Origin of the sequence: Streptomyces sp. NPDC089799 (assembly GCF_040684755.1) — a bacterium.
GTDB lineage: Bacteria > Actinomycetota > Actinomycetes > Streptomycetales > Streptomycetaceae > Streptomyces.
In genome coordinates this window covers 42,241-59,826 of the sequence record NZ_JBFBGR010000004.1, presented here as the reverse complement: position 1 = coordinate 59,826, position 17,586 = coordinate 42,241, and the positions used below count along the sequence as shown (strand labels likewise).

The following is a 17,586-nucleotide window of genomic DNA, read 5'->3' as shown; positions in this document are numbered from 1 at the left end:
AGCCCGGGGTCCGCGGTTCCCCCGGAGTTCGGAACACTTGCTCGACCGGAGGAGGACGATCCGGAGCGGGACGATGCAGAGGGTGACGGTCTAGAGGGGGACGATGTCGGGAGCCCCCAGCCGTGCCGCGTCCGCCGTCTGGTCGTCGGGCTGGCGCTGCGACTCGCGTTCCGCCTGCACCCGCTTCTCGTAGTGCTCGACCTCCTTCTCGATCTGCTGCCGGTCCCAGCCCAGCACCGGCGCCATCAACTCCGCGCATTCCAGGGCCGACCGGGTGCCCCGGTCGAAGGTCTCGATGGAGATCCGGGTCCGCCGGGTCAGTACGTCGTCCAGGTGCCGCGCGCCCTCGTGCGAGGCCGCGTACACGATCTCGGCCCGCAGGTAGTCGTCCGCCCCGCCCAGCGGTTCGCCCAGTCCGGGGTCCTTCTCGACGAGGGCGAGCAATTCCTCGGTCATGGACCCGTAGCGGTTCAACAGATGTTCCACCCGGGCGACATGAAGGCCCGTCCGGGCCGCGATCCGCGCCCGCGCGTTCCACAGGGCCTTGTAGCCCTCGGCCCCGACCAGCGGGACGTCCTCCGTGACGCACGCGGCCACCCGCATGTCCAGGCCGTGCACGGCCTCGTCCACCGCGTCCTTGGCCATCACCCGGTACGTGGTGTACTTGCCGCCCGCCACGACCACCAGCCCCGGGACCGGGTGCGCCACCGTGTGCTCCCGGGACAGCTTGCTGGTGGCGTCCGACTCACCCGCCAGCAGCGGCCGCAGGCCCGCGTACACCCCCTGCACGTCGTCCCGGGTCAGGGGCACCGCCAGCACCGAGTTCACGTGCTCCAGCAGGTAGTCGATGTCCGCGCTGGACGCCGCCGGATGCGCCTTGTCCAGGTCCCAGTCGGTGTCGGTGGTCCCGACGATCCAGTGCCGGCCCCACGGGATGACGAACAGCACGGACTTCTCGGTGCGCAGGATCAGCCCGGTGCTGGAGTGGATGCGGTCCTTGGGCACCACCAGGTGGATGCCCTTGGACGCCCGGACGTGGAACTGGCCGCGCTCGCCGATCAGCGCCTGCGTGTCGTCCGTCCACACCCCCGTGGCGTTCACGACCTGCTTGGCGCGGATCTCGTACTCCCCGCCCGCCTCCACGTCCTGCACCCGGGCGCCGACGACCCGTTCGCCCTCCCTCAGGAAGCCGACCACTCTCGCCCGGTTGGCGCAGTGCGCGCCGTACGCGGCGGCCGTCCGCACCATCGTGGCGACGTACCTCGCGTCGTCCATCCGGGCGTCGTAGTACTGCAACGCGCCCACCAGGGCGTCCTTGCGGAGGCACGGGGCCACCCGCAGGGCCCGGCTGCGGGAGAGGTGCCGGTGGACCGGCAGGCCCCGCCCGTGCCCGCTGGACACCGACATGGCGTCGTACAGCGCGACGCCCGATCCGGCGTAGAAGCGCTCCCATCCCTTGTGCTGCAGCGGATACAGGAACGGCACCGGCTTGACCAGGTGCGGCGCCAGCCGCTCCAGCAGCAGGCCGCGTTCCTTCAGCGCCTCGCGGACCAGCCCGAAGTCGAGCATCTCCAGATAGCGCAGGCCGCCGTGGATGAGCTTGCTCGACCGGCTGGACGTCCCCGACGCCCAGTCCCTGGCTTCCACCAGGCCGGTCGAGAGTCCTCTGGTGACCGCGTCGAGCGCGGTGCCGGCACCCACCACGCCCCCGCCGACCACCAGCACGTCCACTTCCCGCTCGGCCATCCGGGCGAGCGCCTCGGCGCGCTGCTCCGGTCCCAGTGCCGCTGTCCTCACCGCTGCCTCCCGTCGGTGCGCGGGTCGTCCCGCTCACGTCCCCCGTGAACATCAGTCTGACCTCGCGCACCCTCACCGGCCACCGCCTGTGGACAACACAACGGCGACCACCACCCCACAATGCGACACATCGGTCATATATACGCCTAGTCTGACATAGCGCCAGCTTCCCTTGTCCACAGGACTTGCGCGTACAGCCACCTCATGCCAGGGAAGGGACGGCACCCCCCATGCCCGCAGATCTCGCCGTCATCGGACTGGGCCATCTCGGTCTCCCGCTCGCCCAGGCCGCCGTCTCCGCCGGTATCGGGACCGTCGGCTACGGCTGCGGCCCCACCACCGACACCCCCCTCACCGCCGCCGAGGTCCGCCGCATGTCGTCGGCCGGATTCCGGATCACCACCGACCCCGCCGAGCTCGGCCGGGTCCGCACGGCCGTCATCTGCGCCCCCACCCAGCTCGGCCCCGACCGCGCCCTGGACCTCTCCGCGATCGGCGAGGCCGCCCGCGCGCTCGCCCCCCGGATGCGCCCCAACACCACCGTCATCCTGGAGTCCGCCGTCCACCCCGGCTTCACCGAGGAGCACCTGCGCCCCCTGCTCGAACGGGGCTCCGGCCTCCGGGCCGGCCGGGACTTCCACCTGGCGTACTCCCCCAGCCGCTTCGACCCGGGCAACCGCACCCACACCTTCGCCAACACGCCCAAGGTGATCGGCGGCCTCACCCCGGCCTGCACGGAGTCCGCCGCGGCGTTCTACGCCCGCCTCACCGACAAGGTGGTCCGCGCCCGCGGACTCCGCGAGGCCGAGACCGTACAGGTACTCGAAACCAACTACCGGCACGTCAACATCGCCCTGATGAACGAGATGGCCGTGCTCTGCCACGACCTCGGCGTGGACCTCTGGGACGTGATCCGGTGCGCCGAGACCAAGCCCTACGGCTTCCAGGCCTTCCGCCCCGGCCCCGGCGTCGGCGGCCACGGCGTCCCCCTCGACCCCAACTACCTCCCGCACACCACCCGCACCCCCGGCCACCCGCTCCGCATGGTCGGACTGGCCCAGGAGATCAACGGCCGGATGCCGCAGTACGTCATCCAGCGCTGCGCCGCCCTGCTCAACGAACACGGCAAGTCCGCGCGCGGCGCCCGGGTCCTGCTCCTCGGCGTCACCTACAAGCCCGACCTCGCCGACCAGGAGGGCTCCCCGGCCCGCGAGATCGCCGGCCGGCTGCTCGACCTCGGCGCACTGATCAGCTACCACGACCCGTACGTCGCCGGCTGGCGGGTCCGCGACCAGCCCGTGCCCCGCGCCGACTCGCTCTACGAGGCGGCCGCCAACGCCGACCTCACGGTCCTCCTCCAGCACCACCGCACCTACGACCTCCAGGGCCTGGCGGTCAAGGCCCAGCTCCTCCTCGACACCCGCGGCGCCAGCCCGGCGGGCGCCGCCCACCGCCTCTGACCGTCCCGGAATTCCCCGCCCCGGAAACCCCCCTGGCCATGTCCCTGCCACCTGCTACCCTGCGGCATCGCTTATCTCGTGCTTATGTGCGGCGCACGGGTGTACGCACGCCCGTGCTCGTCCCGCGCGCACCACACCGATCCCTTGGGGGGATTTTCCATGGCCCAGTTCCAGCCGCCCGCGCCCGATTCCCTGACCCCCGTCGCGCCGGCCCCGGCCCGCTCCGGCAACGTCGGCCTGGGCATCGCGGCCGCCTTCGTCGCGGCCCTGGTCACCGCCGCCGCCTACGGCGGCATCATCGGGGCCACCGGCTACCAGATCGGCTACGCGGCCGTCGCCGTCGGTTTCGTCATCGGTCTCGCCGCGGGCAAGCTCGGCGGGTCCAACCCCGTCCTGCCCGTCCTCGCCGCGGTGCTGTCCCTCGCGGCCGTCTTCGGCGGGCAGATGTTCGGCATCGTCCTGATCGCCGCCGACGAGCTGCACGCCGACGTCGGCACGATCCTGGACCTGGGCTTCTCCGTGCTGTTCGACGGCTGGAAGGAGGCCGCCGGCCCGATGGAGTTCCTGTTCTTCGCCATCGGCGCGGTCGCGGCCTTCCAGGGCACCCGCAAGGCCGGCGCCTGACGCCGTACCGGACGTACGCCGGAGGGCCGGCACCCGGAATCACCCGGGTGCCGGCCCTCCGGCTTCTGCGTGGGACGGTGAGGCGTCAGCGGCGGTGCTGGGAGTCCGCGACGGTGACCTCGACCCGCTGGAACTCCTTGAGCTCGCTGTAGCCGGTGGTGGCCATCGAGCGGCGCAGCGCGCCGAAGAGGTTCATCGAGCCGTCCGGGGTGTGCGACGGGCCGGTCAGGATCTCCTCGGTGGTGCCCACCGTGCCGAGGTCGACCTTCTTGCCGCGCGGCACGTCCTCGTGGACGGCCTCCATGCCCCAGTGGTGGCCCTTGCCGGGCGCGTCGGTGGCGCGGGCCAGCGGGGAGCCCATCATCACGGCGTCCGCACCGCAGGCGATCGCCTTCGGCAGGTCGCCGGACCAGCCCACGCCGCCGTCGGCGATGACGTGCACGTAGCGGCCGCCGGACTCGTCCATGTAGTCGCGGCGGGCGGCGGCCACGTCGGCGACGGCGGTGGCCATCGGGACCTGGATGCCCAGCACGTTGCGGGTGGTGTGCGCGGCGCCGCCGCCGAAGCCGACCAGGACGCCGGCCGCGCCGGTGCGCATCAGGTGCAGGGCCGCGGTGTAGGTGGCGCAGCCGCCCACGATGACCGGGACGTCGAGCTCGTAGATGAACTGCTTCAGGTTCAGCGGCTCGGCGGCGCCGGAGACGTGCTCGGCGGAGACCGTGGTGCCGCGGATGACGAAGATGTCCACGCCCGCGTCGACCACGGCCTTGGAGAACTGGGCGGTGCGCTGCGGGGAGAGCGCGGCGGCGGTCACGACGCCGGAGTCGCGCACCTCCTTGATGCGCTGCCCGATCAGGTCGGCCTGGATCGGGGCGGAGTAGATCTCCTGCAGGCGGCGGGTGGCGGCCTCCTCCGGCAGCTCCGCGATCTCGTCGAGCAGCGGCTGCGGGTCCTCGTACCGGGTCCACAGACCTTCGAGGTTCAGCACGCCGAGGCCGCCGAGCTCGCCGATGCGGATGGCGGTCTGCGGGGAGACGACCGAGTCCATGGGGGCGGCCAGGAAGGGCAGCTCGAAGCGGTAGGCGTCGATCTGCCAGGCGATCGAGACCTCCTTCGGGTCCCGCGTGCGGCGGCTCGGGACGATGGCGATGTCGTCGAACGCGTACGCCCGGCGGCCGCGCTTGCCCCGCCCGATCTCGATCTCAGTCACGTGTGGTGGCCTTTCCCTTTTGGCTACTGCATCGTCCAGTATCCCCGAAGGCCGGACGGGCGCGTTCCCGTGCCCGCTGTACGGACGCACCCGGGGCGGGACGGGCGGGCACGCCGGAGGGGCGGACCCGCCGTGCGGACCCGCCCCCCGGTGCCTTGCTCAGCCCTTGCGCGAGTAGTTCGGCGCCTCGACCGTCATCTGGATGTCGTGCGGGTGGCTCTCCTTGAGGCCCGCCGAGGTGATCCGGACGAACCGGCCGTTCTCCTGCAGCTCCGGCACCGTCCGGCCGCCGACGTAGAACATCGACTGGCGCAGACCGCCGACCAGCTGGTGGACGACCGCGGAGAGCGGGCCGCGGTAGGGCACCTGGCCCTCGATGCCCTCGGGGATCAGCTTGTCGTCGCCGCCCACGCCCTCCTGGAAGTACCGGTCCTTGGAGAAGGACTTCCGGTCGCCACGGGACTGCATCGCGCCCAGCGAGCCCATGCCCCGGTAGGACTTGAACTGCTTGCCGTTGATGAAGAGCAGCTCGCCCGGGGACTCCTCGCAGCCGGCCAGCAGGGAGCCGAGCATGACCGTGTCGGCACCGGCCACCAGGGCCTTGGCGATGTCGCCGGAGTACTGCAGGCCGCCGTCGCCGATGACCGGGACGCCCGCGGCCTTGGCCGCGAGGGACGCCTCGTAGATGGCGGTGACCTGCGGGACGCCGATGCCGGCGACCACGCGGGTGGTGCAGATGGAACCGGGGCCGACACCGACCTTGATGCCGTCGCAGCCGGCGTCGATCAGCGACTGGGCGCCGTCGCGGGTGGCGACGTTGCCGCCGATGACGTCCACCGGGGCGTTCGACTTGATCTTGGCGACCATGTCGCCGACCAGCCGGGAGTGGCCGTGCGCGGTGTCGACGACGATGAAGTCCACGCCGGCCTCGATGAGCGCCTGGGCGCGCTCGAAGGCGTCACCGGCGACACCGACCGCGGCGCCGACCAGCAGGCGGCCTTCCTTGTCCTTGGCGGCGTTCGGGTACTTCTCGGCCTTGACGAAGTCCTTGACCGTGATCAGGCCCTTGAGGAGGCCCGCCTCGTCGACCAGCGGCAGCTTCTCGATCTTGTGGCGGCGCAGCAGCTCCATGGCGTCCACGCCGGAGATGCCGACCTTGCCGGTGACCAGCGGCATCGGGGTCATGACCTCGCGCACCTGGCGGCTGCGGTCGGACTCGAAGGCCATGTCGCGGTTGGTGACGATGCCGAGCAGCTTGCCGCCCTGGTCGGTGACCGGGACGCCGGAGATGCGGAACTTCGCGCACAGCTCGTCGGCCTCGCGCAGCGTGGCGTCGGGGTGGACCGTGATCGGGTCGCTGACCATGCCGGACTCGGACCGCTTGACCAGGTCGACCTGGTTGGCCTGGTCGGCGATGGAGAGGTTGCGGTGCAGGACGCCGACGCCGCCCTGGCGGGCCATGGCGATGGCCATCCGCGCCTCGGTGACCTTGTCCATCGCGGCGGAGAGCAGGGGGATGTTCACCCGGACGTTGCGGGAGATCAGGGAGGAAGTGTCGATCTCGTCCGGCGCCATGTCCGACGCGCCGGGGAGAAGGAGCACGTCGTCGTACGTCAGCCCCAGCGTCGCGAATTTTGCGGGCACTCCATCGACGTCGCCGTTGACAGTCATGACACCTTCCCAGATGGTCTTGCTCTGCGCGGATGTCCATGCTAACGGGATCGCAAGGCGTCTCATTCCACGATGAAGATCCATCGCAGTTTTCGTCACTTCATACGAGAATACGGAGGCGCGCGCTCACTGCTCGGCGAGGGCCCGCAGCCGGCTGAGCGCCCGGTGCTGGGCCACCCGAACCGCCCCCGGGGACATGCCGAGCATCTGCCCGGTCTCCTCCGCGGTCAGGCCGACCGCCACCCTCAGCACCAGCAGCTCGCGCTGGTTCTCGGGCAGATTGGCCAGCAGCTTCTTCGCCCATTCGGCGTCGCTGCTCAGCAGCGCCCGCTCCTCGGGGCCCAGCGAGTCGTCCGGCCGCTCGGGCATCTCGTCGGACGGCACGGCCGTACTGCCCGGGTGCCGCATGGCGGCCCGCTGCAGGTCGGCGACCTTGTGCGCGGCGATGGCGAAGACGAACGCCTCGAAGGGGCGGCCGGTGTCGCGGTACCGGGGAAGGGCCATCAGGACGGCCACGCAGACTTCCTGCGCGAGGTCCTCGACGAAGTGGCGGGCGTCGCCGGGCAGCCGGGAGAGCCGGGTGCGGCAGTAGCGCAGGGCCAGCGGGTGCACATGGGCGAGGAGGTCGTGGGTGGCCTGCTCGTCACCTTCGACCGCGCGCCGTACGAGCGCACCCACGGCACCGACGCCGCCGCCCTTGGCGGTGCCGGTGGGGCCCGTGGCCGCAGGGGACCCCGGGGCTTCGTCTTCGCGCATCAATCCATGGTGCCTCGGCGCCGGGGCATTCGCGGCACCGCGGCCCGTTTCGTGCATCGAAGCGTTATGAGCGGGAGCGCCTGAACTCATCGCTTGCGCACTCCCCTCCCGCTCGGCCGAACAGTCCCCGGGGACCCGAGGACTCCACATCTCCAAGAATGCGGCACACCTCAAGCATGCGGTATCGCGTCCGAAGCGACACGTCCCCCGGATTGTGCCTCGCCAATCCCCTGCCGCGCACCGAATACGAACGAATGCTCGTTCTCCGTACGTGCGGTCGCGCCCCGCGGGGGCGGAGCGGAGCCGCGGCGGGCCGGGCCGCCGCCGCCCCGTCCGCGGGCGGCGGACGGGGACCGGCGGCTCAGCGGTCCGAGGTCAGCGGACCAGGCCCCAGCGGAACCCGAGCGCGACGGCGTGCGCCCGGTCCGACGCGCCCAGCTTCTTGAACAGCCGGCGGGCGTGGGTCTTGACGGTGTCCTCGGAGAGGAACAGCTCGCGCCCGATCTCCGCGTTGGAGCGGCCGTGGCTCATGCCCTCCAGCACCTGGATCTCGCGGGCGGTGAGGGTGGGCGCGGCGCCCATCTCGGCGGACCGCAGGCGGCGCGGGGCCAGCCGCCAGGTCGGGTCGGCGAGCGCCTGGGTGACCGTGGCCCGCAGTTCGGCGCGCGAGGCGTCCTTGTGCAGGTAGCCGCGGGCGCCGGCGGCGACGGCGAGGGCGACCCCGTCGAGGTCCTCGGCGACCGTCAGCATGATGATCCGGGCACCGGGGTCGGCCGAAAGGAGCCGGCGTACGGTCTCGACCCCGCCGAGCCCGGGCATCCGGACGTCCATCAGGATCAGGTCGGAGCGGTCGGCCCCCCAGCGGCGGAGGACTTCCTCGCCGTTGGCAGCCGTCGTCACACGCTCGACGCCGGGCACGGTGGCCACCGCGCGACGGAGCGCCTCTCGGGCAAGCGGGGAGTCGTCACAGACGAGGACGGATGTCATGACCGCCCTCCGCAGCTGCTGATGCGCGTCACCTTGAGCCTCCAGGCTGGTACGTATCGTCACCTGTGCGGTCGATGCCCTCGGACACCCGTCCGGGAACTTCTTCGTTCAACCGCCTTCGCACTCTCAACGATGGTCACTCGAAAGAGTTACGGGTCGGACGGACACCTTCGGCACTCTACGTGAGGAACCGATCACGGCACAGGCGCCACAAGCCATCTGTCCTCCATCTGGAGCTATGCCCTATTTGGCGGCTTTCCTTCCGTTTGGCACGTACCTGAGGCTAGATTCCCAATGAGTCATATTTACATCTACTACGACAGTAGGTGTGGAGACTTGGACCGTATCCGTCTCAGTACCGGCACCAAGAGGACTAGCAATGGCAGATTTCTCCCGCCTCCCCGGACCGAACGCCGACCTCTGGGACTGGCAGCTGCTGGCAGCCTGCCGTGGAGTCGACAGCTCTCTCTTCTTCCACCCCGAGGGAGAGCGGGGTGCCGCCCGGAGCGCGCGTGAGGCCTCGGCCAAAGAGGTCTGCATGCGATGCCCGGTGCGCTCGGAATGCGCCGCGCACGCGCTCGCCGTCCGTGAGCCCTACGGAGTGTGGGGCGGGCTCACCGAGGACGAGCGCGAGGAACTGATGGGACGCGCCCGGCACCGGCTCATCCCCGCCAGCAGCGCGACCGGCCCGGCCGCACCGCACTGAGAGCCACCGCCCACGGACCGGAAACGTCTGAAGGAACGTTTCCTCTGAGGAATCTCCGCAGGGATCCGCGCAGGGATCCACGCAGGAATCCGCTCAGGAATCCACGCGAGATCCGAGATCACCGCCCGGATCCATGCAGGACCCCACCGCGAACGGCCGCCGACCCGCCGCCGGACACCCCCGGCGGGTGTCAGCGGGCGGCGGCCCGTTCCAGTTCCGCCAGAGTCGCCGAAACGGCCGGCACGCGCGCGAGGTCCGGCAGCGTCAGCGCCACCACCTCGCGCTCCACCGCCGGGTCCACGGCCACCGTGGACACGCCCTTGGCCCGTACGGACTCCACGGCGAGCTCGGGCAGCACCGCCACGCCCAGGCCCGCGCCGACCAGGCCGACCACCGCCGGGTAGTCGTCGGTCGCGAAGTCGATGCCCGGGGTGAACCCGGCGCTCTCGCACACGTCCACCAGGTGGCGGCGGCAGCGCGGGCAGCCCGCGATCCACGGTTCCCCGGCCAGCTCGGCCATCCCCACGCGCTCCGCGCCGGCCAGCCGGTGCCCCTCCGGCAGCAGCCCGACCAGCCGGTCCGTCAGCAGCGGCCGGACCACCAGGTCCTCCCACTCCGACTCCCCGGCGGCCGCCCCCGCGTAGCGGAACGCCAGCGCCACGTCACAGTCGCCCTCGCGCAGCATCTCCACCGAGCGCGGCGGTTCGGCCTCGACCAGCGAGACCCGGGTGCCGGGGTGCTTCGCGCGCAGCGCGGCCAGCGCGGTGGGCACCAGCGCGGAGCTGCCGCTCGGGAAGGACACGAGCCGGACCCGGCCGGCGCGCAGCCCGGCGATGGCAGCGACCTCCTCCTCGGCCGCGGTCAGCCCGCCGAGGATGCCCGCGGCGTGCCGCACGAGGACCTCGCCCGCCTCGGTGAGCCGGGTCTCCCGGCCGGCCCGGACCAGCAGCGGGGTGCCCACGGACTGCTCCAGGGCCTTCATCTGCTGGGAGACGGCGGGCTGGGTGCAGCCCAGTTCGCGGGCGGCGGCGGAGAAGGATCCGGTGGCGGCCACGGCGCGCAGGACCCGGAGATGACGTGCCTCGATCACCCTTCGAGCATAAGACCCGCTTTGACGGACGCGCCAGTATCACCTTTATCCCTTTGGGGATCGGTGCGGGCCCGGGTTAGCGTGCTCGCATGCGCGTCCTCTCCGTGAATCTGGGCAAGGCCACCGCCGTGGCGTACACCGACTCGGAGGACGGCATGACCGGCATCGCCAAACGGCCCGTCCCGGGACCGGTCCGGGTCTTCGCCCCCGGCCCCAAGGGCGTCGGGGGCTCCGGCGTGGAGGGCGACGACATCTGCTCCAGGCGCCACCACGGCGGCGACCACCAGGCCGTCTACGCCTACGCCCGCGAGGACCTGGACTGGTGGGAGGCCGAGCTCGGCCGGGAGCTGTCCGGCGGGCTCTTCGGCGAGAACCTCACCACCTCCGGCCTCGACGTGAACGGCGCCCTGATCGGAGAGCGCTGGCGGATCGGCCGGGAGGTGGTGCTGGAGGTGGCCTCCGCCCGGATCCCGTGCCGGACCTTCCAGGGCCACCTGGACGAGCCGGGCTGGGTGAAGCGGTTCACCCAGGTCGGGCGGCCCGGCGCGTACCTGCGGGTGATCCAGGAGGGGCACGTCTCCCCCGGCGACCCGGTCGAGGTCCTGCACCGGCCCGGCCACGAGGTGAGCGTCGGTTTCCTGTTCCGGGCGTACACCACGGAACGGCACCTGCTGCCGCGGATCCTGGCGGCCGGCGAGGCGCTGGAGCCGGAAGCCCGCGACAAGGCCCTGGCCTACGCCGAGAAGCACGGGAGTGGCACAGCCGCGCGGAACTGACCCGCCGGGCGGCTAGGTTGCCCCCATGACGACTGCGCTGATCACTGGATCCACGGCGGGCATCGGCGCCGCCTTCGCCCGCAGGCTCGCCGCCCAGGGGCACAACCTGGTGCTGGTCGCCCGCGACACCAAGCGGCTGCGCGAGCAGGCCACCGAGCTGCACGACCGGCACGGCATCGAGGCGGAGGTGCTCTCCGCCGACCTGTCCACCGAGGAGGGCATCGGCGCGGTCGAGGCCCGGCTCGCCGACCGCACCCACCCGGTGGACCTGCTGGTCAACAACGCCGGGTTCGGGAACAAGGGCCGTTACCTGGAAGTTTCCATGGCCGACGAGCTGACCATGCTCAAGGTGCACGTCGAGGCGGTGCTGCGGCTGACGTCGGCGGCGACCGCGGCGATGCGCTCGCGCGGACGCGGCGGCGTGATCAACGTGGCCTCGGTGGCCGCGTTCGTACCGCGCGGGACGTACGGGGCGAGCAAGGCGTGGGTGGTGCAGTTCACCCAGGGCGCGGCCCGGGACCTGGCCGATTCGGGGGTGCGGCTGATGGCCCTGTGCCCGGGGTTCGTCCGCACCGAGTTCCACCAGCGGGCGGGCATGGGCACCGACAACATCCCCGGCTGGATGTGGCTGGACGCGGACAAGCTGGTGGCGGAGGCGCTGTCGGACCTGGCGCGCGGGAAGACGGTGTCGATCCCGGACCCGCGGTACAAGGCGCTGATGGGCCTGGTGAAGCTGACGCCGCGCGGGCTGCTGGGCGGGGTGTCCTCGCGGACCGGCCGGAAGTACGGACCGCAGTAGGCCGACGCGCAGCCGATGCGCGGCAGGCCGACGCACGGCAGGGCCAAACGGGCGTACCGGAATAAAATGGATGTGCCCCTTCCAGCCCGGGAGACCGCCATGACATTCGTACAGATAATCGATTACAAGACGCGCCGCTACGGGGACCTCTCCGACCTCATGGACCGGTACGTCGCCCAGAGCCAGGGCAGGCGGACGGTCACGCACAGCATGATCGGCCAGGACCGCGAGGACATGGAGCACTACGTCGACGTGGTCGAGTTCCCCTCGTACGAAGACGCCATGAAGAACTCTCAGCTCCCGGAGACGGACAAGATGTTCCAGGAGATGATGGCGCTCTGCGACGGCATGCCGACCTTCACCAACCTGGACGTGGTCCGCGACGAGCAGCTCAACAAGCACCTGGTGAACCGGGTGTTCACGGACGCCGCGATGCACGGCAACATGGCCGTCTTCGAGGAGTGCTTCGACGCGAACTACATCGACCACGACTCGGGCAAGACCGAGTCCACCGTCATCGGACGGAACGCGATGCGCGCGGACATGGAGAAGTGGCGTGCCGCCTTCGACATGACCTTCGAGCCGATGGCCCAGCTCGCCGAGGGCGAGTTCGTCACCACCGTGTGGAAGTGGCACGGAACCCACAAGGGCGAGTTCATGGGCGTCGCCCCGACGGGGAAGACGTACGAGATGACGGGGACCACCACCTTCCGCTGCACCAACGGCATGCTCACCGAGGGCTGGTGGAGCTACAACGTCGGTGAACTGCAGCGTCAGATGGACACGATGGGCACTCCGTACGAGTCCTGAGACACGGGTCCTGAGCGACAGGCCATGAGGCACGGGACCTGAAGACACGGGACCGGAGACACGGGACCGGAGACACGGGAAGGCCCCGCTCCGAGCGCGGAGCGGGGCCTTCCTGTTGCCGTGCGGCGATCGCGGGGACGCGATCAGTGGCTGTGGCCGTGACCGTGGCCGTGACCGTGGCCGTTGGCCTCCTCCTCGGCCGGCTTCTCGACGACCAGGGTCTCGGTCGTGAGCAGCAGGGAGGCGATGGAGGCGGCGTTCTCCAGGGCGGAGCGGGTGACCTTGACCGGGTCGATGACGCCGGCCTTCACCAGGTCGCCGTACTCGCCGGTGGCGGCGTTGAAGCCCTGGCCCTTGTCGAGCTCGGCCACCTTGGAGGTGATGACGTAGCCCTCGAGGCCGGCGTTCTCGGCGATCCAGCGCAGCGGCTCGACGGCGGCCTTGCGGACGACCGCGACACCGGTGGCCTCGTCGCCGTCCTTGCCCAGGTTGTCGGCGAGGATCTTGGAGGCGTGGACCAGAGCGGAGCCACCACCGGAGACGATGCCCTCCTCGACCGCGGCGCGGGTCGCGGAGATGGCGTCCTCCAGACGGTGCTTCTTCTCCTTCAGCTCCACCTCGGTGGCGGCGCCGACCTTGATCACGCACACGCCGCCGGCCAGCTTCGCGAGGCGCTCCTGGAGCTTCTCGCGGTCCCAGTCGGAGTCCGTGGCCTCGATCTCGGCCTTGATCTGGTTGACGCGGCCGAGGACGTCCTCGGAGTTGCCGGCGCCGTCGACGATCGTGGTGTCGTCCTTGGAGATGGTCACGCGGCGGGCGGAGCCCAGCACGTCCAGACCGGCCTGGTCGAGCTTGAGGCCGACCTCCTCGGCGATGACGGTGGCACCGGTGAGGGTGGCCATGTCCTGCAGCATCGCCTTGCGGCGGTCACCGAAGCCCGGGGCCTTGACGGCGACGGCGTTGAAGGTGCCGCGGATCTTGTTGACGACGAGGGTGGAGAGCGCCTCGCCCTCGACGTCCTCGGCGATGATCAGCAGCGGCTTGGAGCCACCGGCCTGGATGACCTTCTCCAGCAGCGGCAGGAGGTCCTGGATGGAGGAGATCTTGCCCTGGTTGATCAGGATGTAGGGGTCCTCGAGGACGGCCTCCATGCGCTCCTGGTCCGTCACGAAGTACGGGGACAGGTAGCCCTTGTCGAAGGCCATGCCCTCGGTGAACTCGAGCTCGAGACCGAAGGTGTTGGACTCCTCGACGGTGATGACACCGTCCTTGCCGACCTTGTCCATCGCCTCGGCGATGAGCTCGCCGACCTGCTGGTCCTGCGCGGAGAGCGCGGCCACGGCGGCGATGTCGGTCTTGTCCTCGATCGGGCGGGCGGTGGCGAGGAGGTCCTCGGAGACCGCCTTGACCGCGGCGTCGATGCCCTTCTTCAGGGAGGCCGGGGAAGCACCGGCGGCGACGTTGCGGAGACCCTCGCGGACCAGCGCCTGGGCCAGCACGGTCGCGGTGGTGGTGCCGTCACCCGCGATGTCGTTGGTCTTGGTCGCCACCTCCTTGACGAGCTGCGCGCCGAGGTTCTCGTACGGGTCGTCGAGCTCGACCTCGCGGGCGATCGTGACACCGTCGTTGGTGATGGTGGGGGCGCCGAACTTCTTGTCGATGACGACGTTGCGGCCCTTGGGGCCGATCGTCACCTTGACCGTGTCGGCAAGCTTGTTGACGCCGCGCTCGAGGGCGCGACGGGCGTCCTCGTCGAACTTCAGGATCTTCGCCATGGGAGCGGTTCAGCCCTCTCGAAAAATCTGGGGTTTAACGAACCGCGCCCCTCGCCGCCCGTCACAACAGCGGGGACCAGGGGCGCAGCTCAGAAGCATCTTCTGCTTCGGGTGAATTACTTCTCGACGATCGCGAGCACGTCGCGAGCCGAGAGGACGAGGTACTCCTCGCCGCTGTACTTCACCTCGGTGCCGCCGTACTTGCTGTACAGCACGATGTCGCCGACGTTCACGTCGAGCGGCAGACGCTGGCCGTCCTCGAAGCGACCCGGGCCCACGGCGAGGACGACGCCCTCCTGGGGCTTCTCCTTCGCGGTGTCCGGGATGACCAGGCCGGAGGCCGTGGTCTGCTCGGCGTCGAGCGGCTGGACCACGATGCGGTCCTCGAGCGGCTTGATGGCAACCTTGGAGCTGGCGGTCGTCACGATCCGACCTCCCCCTTCGGAGATCTCACGGGGTTAACTGTCTGAGGTGGCGACCAGGTGGATCCGTCGTCGCGGGTGCCGGACCTGCCCGTCGCTGTGTTGGCACTCACCGGTGGCGAGTGCCAGGCCCGAGACTATTCCGGCGATTAGCACTCGGTCAAGCGGAGTGCCAATTCGCGCCGCGCGGCGTTGCGGAACACCGGGTTTCGGCCGCGCTACGGCGATTCCGCGCCGCGCGCACCGGCGACGGCAGGCAACCATGAGGAGCACATCGTCGTCCTAGACGATATGAAGACAATCCGCCCCATTGCCTCGCGGACCACGCGGACCACGCGGTTCTCGCGGACCCCGCGGACCGCACCGGGCTCCCCGTGCGCGGACTGAGACCCTCGGCGCCGGCGGGCGCCCGCCGCCGCACCGAGGCCCTGCTGCTCGCCCTGGTCGTCGGCGTGACCGTCCTCGGATACGTCAACGCCGGTCTGGGGATGAACGGCGAGCCGCCCGCCGGCGTCGCCCGGTTCGCGGTCAGCATGGCCCTGCTGTCCCTGGTGGCACACCTGGGCGTACGGCGGTTCGCGGCCTGCGCCGATCCCCTGATCCTGCCGCTGGCCATGCTGCTCACGGGGCTCGGACTGGTGCTGCTGCACCGGCTCGACCAGGCGTACATCGACCGGTACGGCGGCGAGGCGAACGCCCCCGGGCAACTGCTGTGGACGGTGATCGGCGTGGCGGCCTGCGTGGCGGCGGTCGCCCTCCTGCGCGACCACCGCTACCTCCAGCGGTTCATCTACCTCACCATGACGGTCGCCCTGGTGCTGCTGATCGCCCCGGCGTTCTTCGGCGCCGACACCTACGGCGCCAAGCGGTGGATCTTCATCGGGCCGTTCTCGGTCCAGCCGGGCGAGTTCGTGAAGATCATGATCGCGGTCTTCTTCGCCGGCTACCTGGTCGTCCACCGGGACACCCTCGCCCTGGCCGGCCGCCGCTTCCTCGGCATGCAGCTGCCCCCCATGCGCCAGCTCGGACCGATCGTCACCGTGTGGGTGCTGGCCATGCTGGTGCTGGTCTTCGAACGGGACCTGGGCACCTCGCTGATCTTCTTCGGCGTCTTCGTGGTGATGCTCTACGTCGCCACCGAGCGCACCAGCTGGATCGTCTTCGGCGCACTGATGGCGGCGGTGGGCGCGTTCGTCGTCGGCTCCACGGAGCCGCACGTGAAGAACCGGGTCCAGGCGTGGCTCAACCCGATGGCCATCTTCCTCCCGCCGGACCAGCGGCCCCCCGGCCTGACCTCGGACCAGTCCGCACAGGCCCTGTTCAGCTTCGGCACCGGCGGCATCACCGGCACGGGGCTCGGCCAGGGCCACCCCGAACTGATCAAGTTCGCCGGCCGGTCGGACTTCATCCTCACCACGGTCGGCGAGGAACTCGGCCTGGCCGGGGTGATGGCGGTGCTGGTCATCTACGCCCTGCTGGTCCAGCGGGGGCTGCGGATGGCCCTGGGCTCCCGGGACCCGTTCGGGAAGCTGCTCGCCGTCGGCCTGTCCGCGGCGCTCGCCCTCCAGGTCTTCGTGGTGGCGGGCGGCGTCACCGGCCTGATCCCGCTGACCGGGAAGGCCCTCCCGTTCCTGGCGAAGGGCGGATCGTCCCTGCTCGCCAACTGGATCATGATCGCCCTGCTGCTCCGGATCAGCGACAGCGCCGAACGCCAGCGCGAGGCGGACGCGCGGAGCGTGCCGGAACCGGCGGGGGTCCTTGCCGGGACCTAGAGGTAGTCCTCCAGGCGGCCTATCGTGAAGCCCTGTTCCTGGATCTTCCGGAGCATCCGGGTGGTCATCTCCGTCTCCGTGGTGCCCTTGAGCTCGGCGGGGCCACGGAAGTGGGCCAGGATGATGTCGCCCGGCTTGAGGGCGGAGCCCTCCGCGTACTGGAGGTTCCTGATCTGCATCGACGCCCGCCACAGGACCACCGCCTCCGCACCGCAGTCCTTCGCCGCGCGGAGGGTGTTGTCGTTGTAGTTGCCGTACGGCGGGCGGAACAGGCGGGGACGGGTGCCGAAACGGGCCGCGAGGCGGTCCTGCTGGCCGCAGATCTGGGCCTTCTGCGCCTCGTAGGAGAGGGTCCGCATGTTGGGGTGGCCGAGCGTGTGGTTCTGTATCCCGCTGCCGTTGCCCTGGTCGCGCAGCTGCGCGAAGTGGTCGTATCCCGGCGAGGCCACGCTGTCCGTCAGGAACATGGTGATCGGGAACTTCAGGTCCGCCGCCATCCGCAGGAAGCGCGGGTCCCGTTCGGCTCCGTCGTCGAAGGTCAGGAAGACGGTCTTCTGCCCGGCGGGCAGGGGTATTCGGTCGACCACCGGGACCCGCCCCGGTGCCGCCTTCGGCAGCACCGGCTTCCGCTCCGGCTTCGGGGCGAATTCCAGCGGGCGGGAGAGTCCCCAGTGCCGGTACGCATCGGAGGACGCGGACGGCTTCGCGGACGGGGCCGGGGAGGTGGGGCCGCCGGACGGGCCGCCGCTGTGGGCCTCGCCCGTCGCCTTGCGGCCCAGCCGTTCGATGGGGTCCACGCTCTCCCCGCACCCGGAGAGGGTCAGCGCCAGCGCACCCACCGCCAGCAGTCCGGCCGTCAGGCGGCGCGCCGTACGGGCCGAAACGATTCCGCGGAGCGGCGGGGCCGCGCCGTCGCGGCGGGGGGTGCTCG

Annotated in this window: 16 protein-coding genes; 7 read left to right on the top strand and 9 right to left on the bottom strand. The window is 70.9% G+C overall.

The genetic code is table 11. The features are described from left to right. Positions 1 to 90: 90 nt before the first annotated feature. Positions 91 to 1,797, bottom strand: coding sequence for a glycerol-3-phosphate dehydrogenase/oxidase (locus tag AB0O36_RS04910; RefSeq protein ID WP_365104122.1), 1,707 nt, complete (start codon positions 1,795 to 1,797; stop codon positions 91 to 93). A gap of 230 nt (positions 1,798 to 2,027) precedes the next feature. Here AB0O36_RS04910 and AB0O36_RS04905 point away from each other — a divergent pair, with 230 nt between their 5' ends. Next, positions 2,028 to 3,257: a nucleotide sugar dehydrogenase gene (locus tag AB0O36_RS04905; RefSeq protein WP_365104119.1), complete on the top strand. Its 1,230-nt coding sequence runs from the start codon at positions 2,028 to 2,030 to the stop codon at positions 3,255 to 3,257. A gap of 159 nt (positions 3,258 to 3,416) precedes the next feature. Further along, positions 3,417 to 3,881: a hypothetical protein gene (locus AB0O36_RS04900; RefSeq protein WP_365104116.1), complete on the top strand. Its 465-nt coding sequence runs from the start codon at positions 3,417 to 3,419 to the stop codon at positions 3,879 to 3,881. A gap of 85 nt (positions 3,882 to 3,966) precedes the next feature. On the opposite strand, the gene AB0O36_RS04895 is transcribed toward AB0O36_RS04900, so the two are convergent. The 4 genes from AB0O36_RS04895 to AB0O36_RS04880 all read right to left on the bottom strand — a co-directional run bounded on the left by AB0O36_RS04895 (position 3,967) and on the right by AB0O36_RS04880 (position 8,505). After that, positions 3,967 to 5,091, bottom strand: a complete 1,125-nt coding sequence (locus AB0O36_RS04895; RefSeq protein ID WP_365104113.1) for a GuaB3 family IMP dehydrogenase-related protein — start codon at positions 5,089 to 5,091, stop codon at positions 3,967 to 3,969. Between the two features lie 159 nt (positions 5,092 to 5,250). Continuing rightward, entirely contained in the window at positions 5,251 to 6,762 is a 1,512-nt protein-coding gene (guaB, locus tag AB0O36_RS04890; RefSeq protein WP_365104110.1) for an IMP dehydrogenase, read from the bottom strand. A gap of 126 nt (positions 6,763 to 6,888) precedes the next feature. Further along, positions 6,889 to 7,518: a sigma-70 family RNA polymerase sigma factor gene (locus tag AB0O36_RS04885; RefSeq protein ID WP_365104107.1), complete on the bottom strand. Its 630-nt coding sequence runs from the start codon at positions 7,516 to 7,518 to the stop codon at positions 6,889 to 6,891. A 375-nt stretch (positions 7,519 to 7,893) separates the two neighbouring features. Further along, positions 7,894 to 8,505 carry a response regulator transcription factor gene (locus AB0O36_RS04880; RefSeq protein WP_003948568.1) on the bottom strand — a complete coding sequence of 204 codons (612 nt, stop codon included), beginning with the start codon at positions 8,503 to 8,505 and terminating at the stop codon, positions 7,894 to 7,896. A gap of 379 nt (positions 8,506 to 8,884) precedes the next feature. On the opposite strand from AB0O36_RS04880, the gene AB0O36_RS04875 reads away from it, so the two are divergent. Continuing rightward, the gene (locus AB0O36_RS04875) at positions 8,885 to 9,211 is read left to right on the top strand and encodes a WhiB family transcriptional regulator (protein ID WP_365104104.1); all 327 of its coding nucleotides are present in this window, start codon (positions 8,885 to 8,887) and stop codon (positions 9,209 to 9,211) included. A 190-nt stretch (positions 9,212 to 9,401) separates the two neighbouring features. On the opposite strand, the gene AB0O36_RS04870 is transcribed toward AB0O36_RS04875, so the two are convergent. After that, positions 9,402 to 10,301 carry a LysR family transcriptional regulator gene (locus AB0O36_RS04870; RefSeq protein ID WP_365104101.1) on the bottom strand — a complete coding sequence of 300 codons (900 nt, stop codon included), beginning with the start codon at positions 10,299 to 10,301 and terminating at the stop codon, positions 9,402 to 9,404. An 89-nt stretch (positions 10,302 to 10,390) separates the two neighbouring features. On the opposite strand from AB0O36_RS04870, the gene AB0O36_RS04865 reads away from it, so the two are divergent. From AB0O36_RS04865 to AB0O36_RS04855, 3 genes are all read left to right on the top strand, one after another. Next, complete coding sequence (locus tag AB0O36_RS04865; protein WP_365104098.1) at positions 10,391 to 11,077, top strand: MOSC domain-containing protein; 687 nt, start codon at positions 10,391 to 10,393, stop codon at positions 11,075 to 11,077. Positions 11,078 to 11,102: 25 nt separating this feature from the next. Continuing rightward, positions 11,103 to 11,876 (top strand): SDR family oxidoreductase, encoded by a 774-nt coding sequence (locus AB0O36_RS04860; RefSeq protein WP_365104095.1) that lies wholly within the window; start codon positions 11,103 to 11,105, stop codon positions 11,874 to 11,876. Between the two features lie 99 nt (positions 11,877 to 11,975). Beyond that, the gene (locus tag AB0O36_RS04855) at positions 11,976 to 12,686 is read left to right on the top strand and encodes an ester cyclase (RefSeq protein ID WP_365104092.1); all 711 of its coding nucleotides are present in this window, start codon (positions 11,976 to 11,978) and stop codon (positions 12,684 to 12,686) included. Positions 12,687 to 12,829: 143 nt separating this feature from the next. Here AB0O36_RS04855 and groL read toward each other — a convergent pair whose 3' ends face one another. Both groL and groES read right to left on the bottom strand, forming a co-directional pair. After that, positions 12,830 to 14,461 carry a chaperonin GroEL gene (gene groL, locus AB0O36_RS04850; protein ID WP_365104089.1) on the bottom strand — a complete coding sequence of 544 codons (1,632 nt, stop codon included), beginning with the start codon at positions 14,459 to 14,461 and terminating at the stop codon, positions 12,830 to 12,832. 116 nt (positions 14,462 to 14,577) lie between these two features. Beyond that, positions 14,578 to 14,886, bottom strand: a complete 309-nt coding sequence (gene groES, locus AB0O36_RS04845; RefSeq protein ID WP_007265952.1) for a co-chaperone GroES — start codon at positions 14,884 to 14,886, stop codon at positions 14,578 to 14,580. 371 nt (positions 14,887 to 15,257) lie between these two features. On the opposite strand from groES, the gene AB0O36_RS04840 reads away from it, so the two are divergent. After that, entirely contained in the window at positions 15,258 to 16,655 is a 1,398-nt protein-coding gene (locus tag AB0O36_RS04840; protein ID WP_365104086.1) for an FtsW/RodA/SpoVE family cell cycle protein, read from the top strand. Here the strand turns inward: AB0O36_RS04840 and AB0O36_RS04835 are convergent. Further along, positions 16,652 to 17,515: a polysaccharide deacetylase family protein gene (locus tag AB0O36_RS04835; RefSeq protein WP_365104653.1), complete on the bottom strand. Its 864-nt coding sequence runs from the start codon at positions 17,513 to 17,515 to the stop codon at positions 16,652 to 16,654. The two genes, AB0O36_RS04840 and AB0O36_RS04835, sit on opposite strands and share 4 nt — an antisense overlap. Positions 17,516 to 17,586 lie beyond the last annotated feature (71 nt).